Raw genomic sequence first — 11,722 nt, forward strand, 5'->3', positions numbered from 1 at the left:
CACCACCTCAAGCCGTTCGACTTGGGCACTGCGCCTATCACTGTCCATAAGGACAGTTCTCAACATCACGCCTTATTCGGCAAGGCGGCCTTCACCGGACGGATACGGCGCGCTTGCCGGCGCCAAGTGAACACTTGTTGTGGGTCAGCCCGCGTCGCCGGGCAATCTCGGAAACGACCGCGCCTGGTACCAGCGTCTCCTCGACAATCCGGGCCTTGTCGTCCTTGCAGAACCAACGACGTCGTCCCGTCTCCGTGATCACTTCCAGCCGGCGCGCCGTTACATCCGACTTAAGCGTATGGTCAAACATAGTCACAAACCGATCCCTTTAAAGAGATCGTGAAACTCGCCTATCCCATCTGCCCCGAAAAGGTGGGAGCGGAACGACGCTTACGCTTGGTGTGGCGGTGCTCGATTTTGTGCTCGCGACAGATGCGGTCAAACATGTGCAGACGCCAACGGGCGGTCGGTCCAGATCGGCGTGAGGGTGATTACAAAACGGTACGCCATTGTCGGTGAGTGGCGTGTGGATTTTGAAGGGAACTGCTTCGGTCAAGGCCTGCAGTATGGCCGCGGCGGTCTTCACCGTAGCGACGTCGTGCAACTGCGCGAAGGCAAACTTCGAGAGCCTGTCCACAGCCACAAAGAGATACAGCTTCCCCTCTTCTGTGCGGACCTCCTCGATCGATATGGAAGTAGCCGATCGGATAGGCCTTGAGCTTTTTCTGGACGGTCTGTCGCCGCGACGTCGGGCAGCCTGCTGATGCCGTGGCGCTGCAAACATCGATGCAGCGAGGAGCGCGTCAGGTGCGGAATGGTGGCTTGCAAGGCATAGAGGCAGTCGTCCAGTGGCAGAAGGGTATGTCGCCGAAATGCAACGACCACCGCCTCCTCTTCGGCCGAAAGAACGGTCGAGCGCGGGGCCATCGGCCCCATGGGCGCATCCAGGACGAAGCTGCGCTTGCGCCACTTGGCCACGGTCTTTGGTTGAGGCCGTACTGGACCGCTATTAGGTTCTTGAGCGGAGCCTTCGACCGCTGTATCGCAGTTCGGATGGCATGCGTTGTCGTGGCGCTGCCGTGGAGTACCTGTCCCACCTACACCCCGGGACTGAACACCTAGGCCGGCTGCTTGTGTGCACGTTTCATGCCCGGGCCGGACTCGGTGTCCTCCTCCCGCTTGTCGTGACGCTAGGCTCATCCTTAGCATCACAATAATCATTGTTGATACCCCTAATAGCATCCGCCTGATTGCTCGTGTCGCGCAGCGACAGGGCAGGCAGCGATGTCCCGGGCTTCTAATGCCGGCGTGGCAGCAGCGACGCCGACCCGCGGACCCCATCCGTTAATGTAAAGTAAGCATGTTGTCGGCGGAGCGGGGGCGGAACTTGCAATTGGAACAGAGCCACCCCATACTTGTCGTGCCATTCGCAATTCCTGCGAAGGCGGCCGCTGCCGGTGCTACCAACACACGACAACGGCCTGACCACAACCGACTTTAGGAGAGTCGATCATGGCTAAGAGCAAGTATAACGGCGATTCGCCGTTCCCGTCCCCCTTCTCTGCGCGCCCCGGCATGTCCGGCAGCCCCAAGAGCAGCGCCGTCAAGCCCATCGCCTTCCCGGCCCTGTCGGCGATCGAGGCGCCGTCCGTGACTGCGTCCTACATCCGGAACGGCAGCGCGGCCATGTATATCGGCGAGAGCATCGACTGCGCGCGCCGGCTGCGGGATCACGGCGCCGTCCACGCGACGCGGCCCCAGGGCGGGGCCACCTCCATCACCACCTCCATCGACTAGCTGATCGCGGAGCTCGACGTCAGCAACGCAAGCGTTGCACTGACCGGCTCGTCTCCCGTCCAGATGGCCCCCGGGGCAAGGTGACGACGCGTCAACCGCGTCGTCGACCGTTGCTGATCGGCCGAATGTCGGGACGACCGGACGCCTCCGCCCTTCGTGGCGCTGGGGTAGCCGTGCGCGTTCAGGTTCGACGGCGCCGAGCTCTTCGGTCTCTCGCACACATCCTGACAGTGAGAACCAGCATGACGCTTTTTGCTTCCAACAGCTCGGTGCAGCCGGCCTGCACCAACAACGTCCACCGTCCGATGGGCGGCATCGAGAGCCTGCGCGAGGTTCACGATGATGTCGGCCGCCTCACGGCGTCGGCCTTCCCGTTCGCGATGGTCAAGGACATGTCGATGACGCGCGCCGCAGTGCCGGCCTGCTACATCCTGGCCGACCACTGCACGGCCTATATCGGCGAGAGCGGCAATATCGGCCGCCGGCTGTCCGATCACTTCCGTGACCAGAGCAAGGCCTTCGCGAAGGAGGTGTACGTGGTCTCGGGGTACGAAGGCGCCTGGTTCGACACCACCGCGGCGCTGTATCTGCAGTACCGCTTCACCAAAATCGCCGAGCAGGCCGGCCTTGTCGACATCATGAAGGGGGTCAACCCGCAGGTCCTGGAGCTGCCCTCCCACCGCCGTGCCTCGCTCGACATCTTCGTCGAGCACGGCGAGCGGCTCCTGTTCGACGCCGGGTGCCGCGTGCTGCGCTCGAATTTCGCCAGCCAGCGTCGCACCGTCGCCGACGTCGATATCATCGGTCCGGACGACAGCGGCCCGATGCAGATCGGCGTGATCGCCACGCCGCCGCTCGGCAGCGAGCTCCAGCTCAACTACGGCGATCTCTGGGCGAGAGGCTTCCCCACGCCCGAGGGCTTCGTGGTGATGGCCGGTTCCGAGCTCCGCAGCACGGTCAACCCGAGCGCGCCGCCGATCGTTGAAACGCGCCGCAATGAGCTCGCGGGCGCCCAGGCGCTGATGGCGATCCCGGGCGTGCAAGACCGGCAGCGTCTGCGCGTCGCCGTGTGCTTCCCGTCGGCCGCCATCGCCGCGAAGGTCGTCACCGGCGCGCATGTGGACTCCAGCAAGTGGCAGCCGCCGCGCGATCCGCGGCCGATCCTGCTCGCGGCCTAGGAGCTCGCCCATGTCCGACGCAAGCGAGGTGCCGGAGCATAAGCGCCGGCACGAGGAAGCGCGCCGCGCTGGCGCGGCCGCCTCCCTGCCCGCGATCGATCGGGGATCGATTGTGGCGAACGCATCCACCGACAACCCAGCCTGGGGGATCAAGAGGCCGCCGGATCGCCCGTGGCCGCTCGAGGCCCGGGACGTCTCGCCCCTGCAATGGTGGCGAACGCTGCCGTCCGATGCGTTCCACGACGCCGAGCAGGACATCCTGCTCAGGACGCTGGAGCAGATCGGGGTCCTCCATGGTGGCGATGATCTCGCGACCGCGCTCGCCGGCGATGTCGCGGCCGCCATCGACGTCGCATTCGCCCTGATGCCGATCGAAGAGACCACGCTGACCGTCGACATCGCGATGTCGGTGCTCATGCGCGCCGCAGTCGCGCCGAACGCGACGGCGGCGCTGGTCCTGGCTCAGGTCATCGGTCTGACCGATCTCGATCACGGACTGGCCACCGAGCTCTCCGCGTCGTGGTACACGCACGGCCTGCGCCACTCGAGCAATCCGCGCAAGTTCGGCCGGGCCGAGGCCGTGCTGCTCACGGCCTTCTGGGAGCGCCACCACAGCGGAGAGAGGGCATGAAGGTTCAAGTCTTTTCGGACCTGCATCTGGACGTCGCGCCGGTCAAGCCGATTTCGATCGTCGATGGCATCGATGCCGTCATCGTGGCGGGCGACGTCTGCGAAGGCGCGGTGCAGGCGTTCGCACAGCTGCGCAAGATCGTTCCGCTGCCGGTTCCGATCCTGATGGTGCTCGGCAATCACGAATACTATCGCCGTTTCGTTCCAGACGAGCTCGCGCTCGCCCGGGCACGGGCGCCGTCCTTCAACATCCACGTGATGGAGAACGACACGATCGTGTATGTCGGAGTCCGTTTCGTCGGCGCGACGCTGTGGACCGACTACCGGATTTTCGGCGATGCGAACCAGCTGGCGGTCATGAACGCTTGCGCTGCCGGGATGAACGATCACCGTCGCATCGGCTGGCGAAAGGAGCCCTGGGCGCGATTCAGACCGCGGGAAGCGGCCTTGCTGCACCATCGGTCGCGGAGCTACATCGCCTCGATCCTGGCGACGAACTTCGGTGGCCCGACGGCCGTCCTTTCCCACCATGCCGTTCATTTCAACTCGGTGCTGCCGCAGTACCGGAACGACCTGGTGACGGCCGCCTACGTTTCGGACATGACCGCGACCATCGAAACGTACCGGCCGGCGCTGTGGATTCATGGGCACGTCCATAATTCCTGCGACTACCGGCTCGGCAACACCCGGATCGTCTGCAATCCGCACGGCTACGGCAGCGAGAACCCGGATTTCAACGGCTCGCTCGTAGTCGAGATCGGCGCCTAGGTCCGATCATCGCGCTCCACCCAGTCGATATCCTGTCTCGTCCGGTGTTTCTCCTAATGCTTACGCGCATGTTTCCTTTTCTCGATCCGGCCCACATCTCGCTCGATCTGTCCCACCAGCTCCGCGCCCTCGCCGACGACTGCGACCGTCTCTGCTTCGGCCGAGGCGTCCCGACGCGACTTCTGGACAAGGCTCCGCTGCTGCGGGACTGGATCTCTATCTTGAGGCCGGCGGGCCTGCATCTGGCCGGGTACGCGGTGGGGCACCCGGTGCATGGCGATCGCATGGTGATGACGCCGCCGCTCTGGTGGGCGGATCCTGACGGCAAATGGGTCCGAAGCCTGTCGCGGTTCTACCGCCTGGGATCTCCGGCCGACGCCGCAGACGTTCCCCGCATGCTCGGCTCTTCCGAAGCCTCCGGATCGGAGGAAGAGGCATGACCGCAACGGATGACACCGACGATCTCGACCTTCCCGCGGCCGTGACCGATGCCGCGTCGACCGGAGCTGCAGCTGACTCGTCGGATCTCGACGAGCGTCTGAAGGCGCTGCCGCGCCTTCTGCGCTATGCGATGCTGGCCAACGAAGGCGGTACGCATATTCAGGAGCGGCTGATCGCCGAAATCAACGAAGTCTGTCCCGGGCTCGCCGAGACCGCGGTCTGGTCGGCGACGGAAAGCACCGCCAACGGGCTTGCGCTCGCGGCCGAGCTCGACCGGCGCGCCGTCGGTCAGGACGAGCCCGCCCTGCGCAGCCTCGCGGACTGCGTCCGCTTGTTGTGCCTGCCTCTGCCGCACAGCGCCAACTTGTTCGACGATTTTCGCCGGGTCGGCAAGGCACTGGTCAAGGCGTTCAGGAAAGTCTGCCGCGAGGCCAACGAGGAGCTGTGCAGCGAACTTGAAGAAATCACCTTCGGCTGGGCGGCTCTGCCCGCGTGCAGCGATCTGGTTACGAAGCATGACAGCGCCCTGATGAACGCCATCAGGCTTGGGCCCATGATGGCCGAGCACCGGATCTTCACCGCCAGGGCAGCCTTGCGTCGCAAGCTGAAAGAGGAGGAAGAACGCCGGGAGCAGCAGAAGGCCGAAGCCACCGCCTCTAATCAGCGCGAGGAGCCTCCTGCTGATCCCACGTCGAACCAAAGCGTCGTGGTGGCCCGCCTCTCCGCGGAGGAGATGAAGAATGGCAAGCTCAAAGACATCCTGGGGCCGCTGAAGGGCGTCATCAACGTCGCCTTGCCGCTCGTGAAGGCCCCGCCCCTTCAGGAGGTTCGCAACGCGCTTCTCTTCGAGTTTCCATACGCAGGTGAGGTGATCGATTTCGCGCTTGCCGATCTGGTCGGGCGAACCACGGTTCGCCTGCGTCCCCTACTCCTGTGTGGCGATGCCGGCGGGGGCAAAAGCCGGTTTGGGCGGAGGCTTGGCGAGTTGCTGGGAGTCAGCGTCTGGCGCACGGATGCGAGCCGCTGCGACGGCGCGGTGTTTGGCGGCACTGATCGTCGCTGGTACTCGGCCGAACCCTGCCATCCGTTTCTTGCGGTCGCTCAGGGCAAGATCGCCAACCCGCTGATTCTCATCGACGAGCTCGAAAAGGCAGCTTCCAGGAACGACTATGGCCGTCTCTGGGACTGCCTGCTCGGCTTCCTCGAGCCTGAGACCAGTGTGCGCTATCCGGATCCGGCACTGCAGACCAATCTCGACCTGTCGCATGTATCTTACATCGCGACGGCGAACAGTCTCGGTCCCCTGCCCTCGCCGATCCGCGACAGGTTTCGCGTGGTGACGTTCCCCAAACCCACGGCGGCTCATCTCGACGCCCTGTTGCCGGCGATGATTGCCGACCTCGCCCGAGAGCGAGGCATCGACGAGAGATGGGTGCGGCCACTCGATGGACCTGAGCACCTCGCCGTCGCGCGGGGCTGGCGCGGCGGCTCGGTTCGACGGCTTCGCCGGATCGTCGAGGCGATCCTGCAGCATCGCGAGACCGAGACGACGAGGCACTGATGACGCGCGACACCAACAAGTTGGCAAATTCCTCCACGCGGCTGCCGAGATCCCGGCTGCCGCGGCCGCCCCAGTCGCCGGGGACACTTTGCGGACGCCGCTTAAGCCAAGGCCCGGCTGGCACTATCAACGGAATTGAGAACGTTGAAAAAGAGCATGACTGAGCCTCAGATCGTGTGCCCGAAGTGCCGGACCGAGATCAAGCTCACCGAATCGCTGGCCGAACCGCTGGTGGCCGAGACCTGGCGGCGGTTTGAACAGCAGCTCGCGGCAAGGGAGGTCGAGTTCGGCCACCGCGCCTGCGGTTGGGAGCGTTCGCGCTTAAGCCGACGGAAGTTCGCCACCGGTCAGCTATGCGCTTTCCGATGTTGGCGCTAAGCTCACCTTCTCATATCCGCTGGTCGAGCCGAGCAATGTCGTAATGGTGCGAGCGTAGCGCTTGCCCATGCGGCCGTAGCTTGCCGCATCGTAGTGGACGTTGGCATTGACAATGACCGCGTCACGGTTGCTGTGCGAATAATAGACGCCCGTGAGCGATGACGGAGCGTCGAGCAGCGTTCGCTCCATTGCGTCCCAAGAGGCATCTGTCCCGTAACCTGAAGCGCCTCCCGTGACAGTGCCAAGACCTGACAGAACAAGCGGGATGGTAGATTTGCTCCGACCAAAATCGGTCGCAAAGCTTCCGTGTAGCGCGTCGAGTTGCGCCGGATAGGCAGCCTGCGATGTGCCGTTCGCGCTGTCACCTTCGCCTTGATGCCAGACGATGAATTCGAGATCGTGGGTAGCCGCAACTATCTGCGCTGCCACAGCCTCATAGTGCCCCGTGCCGGCACCCTTCGTGAGGAAGGAAATCGGGACTCCAGACACCGCCCCCCCGCAGGCACCGACCGGCACACCTACAAGAGAGGCAATGCCGTTCAGAAGCTCCCGGATTCCGTTTGAACTTGGCACCGCGGCCCCAGCGGAGCCGTTGTACCAGATCGTCAGTGCGTTAGCTGAGGGAGGAGATAATGACGGTCCTCCGTAAATTCCCTGCGCGTTCGATTGCCCGTAGATAGCGAGGAAGATGCCGACGTAGAACGGATTGCTGCCGGTCTGAGCAAGGCCCGTTGCATTAGCGGAGCGAGCCTTCAAGTAGTAGCTGCCACCCTGCGCGACGCCCGAAACGCTCGCTGACCATGTCCCGCCGCCGATAGACGCGGTCGCAGTCGTCCAATCCTTGACGATCGAATTGTCGGAGACCTTGAGGACCTGAAGCTCGATCGCGCTCGGCGTGCCTCCGCTGTAGGTGCCTGATGCGCGCACAGGGCCGCTGGTCGAACCGGCAGCACGTTGAAACAAGCGTCCGCTCGCAATATCCGTGAGCGTGAACGCAGTGGGTGGCGTGGCAGGCGCGCCGTTCGCTCCCCCAAGGTCAGTGAACAGATCGCCAGCGAGCGGGAGCGTGACCGGCTGGACAACTGGGCGAACGATCTCAGCCACTAAACACACCGCACGACGTGCCGGCACGGTGGGTGAAGCGGTATGTCCCCGCGCCGGTGATGACCAATGCCAGCTTTGACGCGCTGAGCGGCGCGACGGTAAAATACTCGTCGTCATCCGCCTTCAGCTGGATCTCGACGCAGGCGCCAGAGCCGACGACCGCCCCGGCGGCGTCTTTCAGACACACGGTCAGGGTGCTTCCGGACGAGACCGTCACGTCACTGGAGCTCGCGGCGGTCGTGCCAATCGCTAGGATTTCCGTGGCCATTTGAGGGTGTCATGCGTGAGAGGCTGTTGGCGATCGGGGGCGACCTGACGATGGCCGCCCTCAGCGAGATTCGTGGGCGCCCGAGTGCTACTGATCCTTGGATTCGCGGGTGGCCGTCCTGCGCCGTCACGGTGACCGGCTTGGCCTTCAGCCCCCACGCCAGGATCGGCGTACCGCCGGCGCCGTCGCCCTTCGTCTGCTCGTCCCAGCGCTCGCGCAGCTCCTTGGTCTGGGGCGCGGTCAGCTGCTGATCGGTCTCCAGCATGAAGGACGGACGCGCGGCATTCAGATGAACGACACCTGCTGGTTCAGCGCCGCGCCCGACATGGCGAGGTCGAGCGCCGCGGCCAGGATCGGGCTCTCGCCCTTCAAGGGGTGGCGCGGCGTATGCAGGCGCACGTGGAGCACGTCACGCGCCGGAATCGAATAGGAGAGATCGAAGCGCCGCTCGACGACCTAATTGCCGCCCAGCCGTAGAAGATCGACCCATCTTTCGCAATGTACGGGACGCTGTGGCGCATCCAGTGCAGTTCTTTGACCTCGTTTCGATCCTTCCGGATCGCCAGGCCAAATGCCTCGCCTTTCTCATAGAGACGACGGGTGATGTTCAACAGCAGATCGGAGATCGACTGGTAGTCGTTGGGCTTGCGCAGGATCCGGTCCCAGATCCGACGTCGTGACCGCCTCGCGACCGCCTTCCGGAAGCGATCGCCAATGCCCGCCCGGACACATCGCAACCGTCTGCGAATAGGCGGAGACGCACGCCTCGACCATCGCCCCCGCCGGGCCGTAAGGCTGGATCGAATAGCCCATCTGCCACCAGTTCATGAACTTGCCGGCGGTCGCGGAAAGCCAGCCCTCCGAGAGCAAATAGGGCCCCGGTCGGTATTGACCTTCGGCCGCCTTGGTCACGACCGCCTTGGCTTGGCCTGGCGGCGGCACGGACGGAACGGACGGAACGGAAGTTGCCATGAATGATGTTCTCTTGACCTAGAGAGCGGGTGGCGCGCGCGGCGGTATTGGAATCTGGGTTGTCGGATCGAGCTTGACGCGCCGGAACGGCCGCAAGCGGCTACGCGTTGAAAAGACTCAATAAAGGGGCAAGGACGCGTGATCGATCTCAACCTAGCCGTCGTAATCGGGATCAGTGCCTTCCTGCTCGGCGCATCTATCGGCTATGGCATCAGGGCCGCGATCAGCGCGAGGCGCCGGGCGAGTGATCGGCGCCGGCGGCTGTGAGGGTGGCAGTTGCTCTCTCACCCTGAGGCAGCAAACGGTGTGGTTTGACATACATCTCCCTTCCAGTAGCATCGGGTTGCGCAACTCCCAGTTTCGCCCGAAGGTCGCTGGCCTGCCATTCCCCAAGAACGGCCCCTCGGGCTGGCGGCCTGAGGCGAATTGCTCCTGCGCCGCCGTTTCCCCGATCGTCGATCCGCTGCCCCCTGAGGAGTGAAACAAGGAACTGGCGACGGGACCCAGCGTTTTCCTGCATGAACACAACAATCGGCATAGTCCTCCTAGTCGCCCTGATAGCTACCGTGGTGGCAGCCAATGTCTGGTATCGCCGTCACCGCGCCCATATGACGCCCCGCGAAAAGCAGGTGGAAGATCGCGAGATCGAGCGGCAAGAGACGATCTGGTAGACTTCAGGCATTGCCCTTTGAACGCTCCCCTGAAGGAGTGGACAGGGCTCCAATTCAATCCGAAGTGTGAGTGATTTCACAAACCGGTCGTCTTGCCTCGGCTAGCTTAACTGTCGAGCGCGGATAGTGTCCTTTTCAGATGCCGCGAGCATGGAGGCGTTGGTGCAATTCGTCTTTTCAGTAGACATTTTCAGAGGAAGATTTCGATGCCAAACGTCAGTGCAGACATGGAGCGAATGCTGCGGGTGAACTGCCCGATCGAACTGGATGCAAACTCAATACATTCTCAAGCGGTTCAGCCGGACCAGAAACCACCCCGCGCTGCCCTCCACCAAGCAGGAAAGAACGGTGCGTTTCCGGACGCTGCGAGCGACAACCCAATCGAGGTTCCGCTGGAGCCATTTCCCGACGAGTGGTGGGCCTCACCCTGAGAACCCCTGTCATCGTTCACGAACCTCGTGTTGGATGCCGCCATCACCGAGAGGCTTCGCCCGTACCCAGAGGTTCGATGAGCATTAAATCCATCGTTGCCAAGATTTTGAGAGATGAACTTCGGTCCATTGGCATCCGCTCGCTGACAGACGCAGAGGCCGAATTGGTTGCCAACCGGATATTCGAGCGGATTACCGATCTGGAGCTCGAACTTGCTGCGCGCGAGATATTTCCCCGAAAGCCGACTCGCGGCACCTAACGACGCGCACCGCTTCACAAACCAGACAACCCTTTTGACATGCCGTCCGAGCCCATAGCATTCCGACCCGCGTGAGACCCCCACGCACCATCGAGGACACCTGGCGCCATATCGGTCACCTCGTCCAGGACATCCAGCCTCGCGAATGCGCCAACTACTTCGCAACCGCCGGTTATGCTCAATCAAAATGTGAAACGCTCTAGCTAAGCCTGCGCCGATGGCCACCAACGCTAATCGATGAGTTCCCCTTTAAGAGTAACTCGGTCCAACTCCGAGGCGAGATGCTTCGACGTCGAGGAACGGGAGGATCCTGTTCGTTCGACAGGGCGATCGCAGGCCAAGAGCCACTATTGGTCGATGAATATCCGGCTTCCAAGGATCGTGCCCGAGCGACAATCTTCAAGAGTTGCCCTACGCGCCGAAGATCCAAACAATCCCCGTGGTCAGCGCCCAGATCCAGGCCACCATCCCCACCACGAGCGACATGACGTAAACAGAACGCATAATCGCACTTCCTAATGTCGATCCAGACGCAACGTATCTGCCTCGAGAACACGCTGCCTGAGCCGCAAAACTTCGAGGTAGCGCTCCGCGATGGTCTCGGCGACCGGAGGCCTCTTGGGCGCCCGCTTCACCTTCTTCAGCTCGCGTGGTCTCCGCTCCTTCGAAAACGCGCTCTTCATAAAAATGCTCCGACGTCCAATAGAAAGCAAAACGCATACCAATGTACTTAGCGCTGTCTCACTCACCCGATGTTGGTTAGGCGGGACCCTAGCGAGGTTCGATCAACGTCCCGTGACCCCACCTAATCTACAAATTCCAAGCCTGGGGCTGACGCAAAAGTCCCAAGCGACGTCATAAAGTAGGAGCCGATAGCTCAACGCTGCGGCGAAGCCATTTCGCTGCAAGCAGGAAACGATGCAGCGAAAACTATAGCAAAAGCCGCCTGCTGCCTGCAGTCAATAAGACACCTTACTAAAGATATGCGTCCTTTGGAAGAATTGGTCCTTTGAGACGGGCAGCGAATTTCCTGCGCATTTGAGGGAAATCAGCCCACCTGTTGGTTCCTTAGGGTTGATTTATTCCATCGTGGTGGGTCTCCCTGGGAGCCGCACGACTGCTGACCATTTGCGTATGGGTGGTTGGGCAAAGGGATTGATCTTCCCCCGATAAAGTGGACGGGTTAAGCGGCTTTTAGCTCCATCTCGATCGGGGGGATATATCCGAGTGCGGAATGGAGCCTTGTCCGGTTATAGAATCCTT

Annotated in this window: 14 protein-coding genes and 1 pseudogene; 8 read left to right on the forward strand and 7 right to left on the reverse strand. The window is 62.6% G+C overall.

Translation table 11 applies throughout. From position 1 onward, the window contains the following. Nucleotides 1-91: 91 nt before the first annotated feature. Entirely contained in the window at nt 92-310 is a 219-nt protein-coding gene (locus ASG57_RS27410; protein ID WP_057198481.1) for a transposase, read from the reverse strand. A gap of 46 nt (nt 311-356) precedes the next feature. Further along, nucleotides 357-1,097: pseudogene (locus tag ASG57_RS39500) on the reverse strand (DDE-type integrase/transposase/recombinase); the annotation flags it as partial. A 415-nt stretch (nt 1,098-1,512) separates the two neighbouring features. Between ASG57_RS39500 and ASG57_RS27415 the strand changes: the two are divergent. The 6 genes from ASG57_RS27415 (at nt 1,513) to ASG57_RS37235 (ending at nt 6,375) form a co-directional block, all read left to right on the forward strand. Continuing rightward, nucleotides 1,513-1,797 (forward strand): hypothetical protein, encoded by a 285-nt coding sequence (locus ASG57_RS27415; RefSeq protein WP_156402842.1) that lies wholly within the window; start codon nt 1,513-1,515, stop codon nt 1,795-1,797. 242 nt (nt 1,798-2,039) lie between these two features. After that, complete coding sequence (locus ASG57_RS27420) at nt 2,040-2,975, forward strand: DUF4357 domain-containing protein (protein WP_057198485.1); 936 nt, start codon at nt 2,040-2,042, stop codon at nt 2,973-2,975. 10 nt (nt 2,976-2,985) lie between these two features. Next, the gene (locus ASG57_RS27425; protein ID WP_057198487.1) at nt 2,986-3,606 is read left to right on the forward strand and encodes a hypothetical protein; all 621 of its coding nucleotides are present in this window, start codon (nt 2,986-2,988) and stop codon (nt 3,604-3,606) included. Further along, nucleotides 3,603-4,373, forward strand: a complete 771-nt coding sequence (locus ASG57_RS27430) for a metallophosphoesterase family protein (RefSeq protein ID WP_057198489.1) — start codon at nt 3,603-3,605, stop codon at nt 4,371-4,373. The genes ASG57_RS27425 and ASG57_RS27430 overlap by 4 nt, the downstream gene beginning before the upstream one ends. Nucleotides 4,374-4,441: 68 nt before the next feature. Next, nucleotides 4,442-4,813, forward strand: a complete 372-nt coding sequence (locus tag ASG57_RS27435; protein WP_156402843.1) for a DUF6634 family protein — start codon at nt 4,442-4,444, stop codon at nt 4,811-4,813. Beyond that, nucleotides 4,810-6,375 (forward strand): AAA family ATPase, encoded by a 1,566-nt coding sequence (locus ASG57_RS37235; RefSeq protein ID WP_082529071.1) that lies wholly within the window; start codon nt 4,810-4,812, stop codon nt 6,373-6,375. Before ASG57_RS27435 ends, ASG57_RS37235 begins: the two co-directional genes overlap by 4 nt. A 351-nt stretch (nt 6,376-6,726) precedes the next feature. Here the strand turns inward: ASG57_RS37235 and ASG57_RS27445 are convergent, their stop codons facing one another. From ASG57_RS27445 to ASG57_RS27460, 5 genes are all read right to left on the reverse strand, one after another. Beyond that, nucleotides 6,727-7,857, reverse strand: coding sequence for a sialate O-acetylesterase (locus tag ASG57_RS27445; RefSeq protein WP_057198494.1), 1,131 nt, complete (start codon nt 7,855-7,857; stop codon nt 6,727-6,729). Then, the gene (locus ASG57_RS38465; RefSeq protein WP_057198496.1) at nt 7,850-8,074 is read right to left on the reverse strand and encodes a hypothetical protein; all 225 of its coding nucleotides are present in this window, start codon (nt 8,072-8,074) and stop codon (nt 7,850-7,852) included. The genes ASG57_RS27445 and ASG57_RS38465 overlap by 8 nt, the downstream gene beginning before the upstream one ends. Before the next feature lies 1 nt (nt 8,075). Further along, nucleotides 8,076-8,390 (reverse strand): hypothetical protein, encoded by a 315-nt coding sequence (locus ASG57_RS27455; protein ID WP_057198498.1) that lies wholly within the window; start codon nt 8,388-8,390, stop codon nt 8,076-8,078. Nucleotides 8,391-8,410: 20 nt separating this feature from the next. After that, nucleotides 8,411-8,533: a phage portal protein gene (locus tag ASG57_RS39505; RefSeq protein ID WP_230646705.1), complete on the reverse strand. Its 123-nt coding sequence runs from the start codon at nt 8,531-8,533 to the stop codon at nt 8,411-8,413. Nucleotides 8,534-8,710: 177 nt separating this feature from the next. After that, nucleotides 8,711-9,097, reverse strand: coding sequence for a hypothetical protein (locus ASG57_RS27460; protein WP_057198500.1), 387 nt, complete (start codon nt 9,095-9,097; stop codon nt 8,711-8,713). A 518-nt stretch (nt 9,098-9,615) separates the two neighbouring features. Here ASG57_RS27460 and ASG57_RS38190 point away from each other — a divergent pair. Together ASG57_RS38190 and ASG57_RS27465 are read left to right on the forward strand one after the other, a co-directional pair. Further along, nucleotides 9,616-9,768 (forward strand): hypothetical protein, encoded by a 153-nt coding sequence (locus tag ASG57_RS38190; RefSeq protein ID WP_155248633.1) that lies wholly within the window; start codon nt 9,616-9,618, stop codon nt 9,766-9,768. 508 nt (nt 9,769-10,276) lie between these two features. Further along, nucleotides 10,277-10,459: a hypothetical protein gene (locus tag ASG57_RS27465; protein ID WP_024341342.1), complete on the forward strand. Its 183-nt coding sequence runs from the start codon at nt 10,277-10,279 to the stop codon at nt 10,457-10,459. Nucleotides 10,460-11,722 lie beyond the last annotated feature (1,263 nt).

It is taken from the genome of Bradyrhizobium sp. Leaf396, from assembly GCF_001424605.1.
Classification (GTDB): domain Bacteria; phylum Pseudomonadota; class Alphaproteobacteria; order Rhizobiales; family Xanthobacteraceae; genus Bradyrhizobium; species Bradyrhizobium japonicum_C.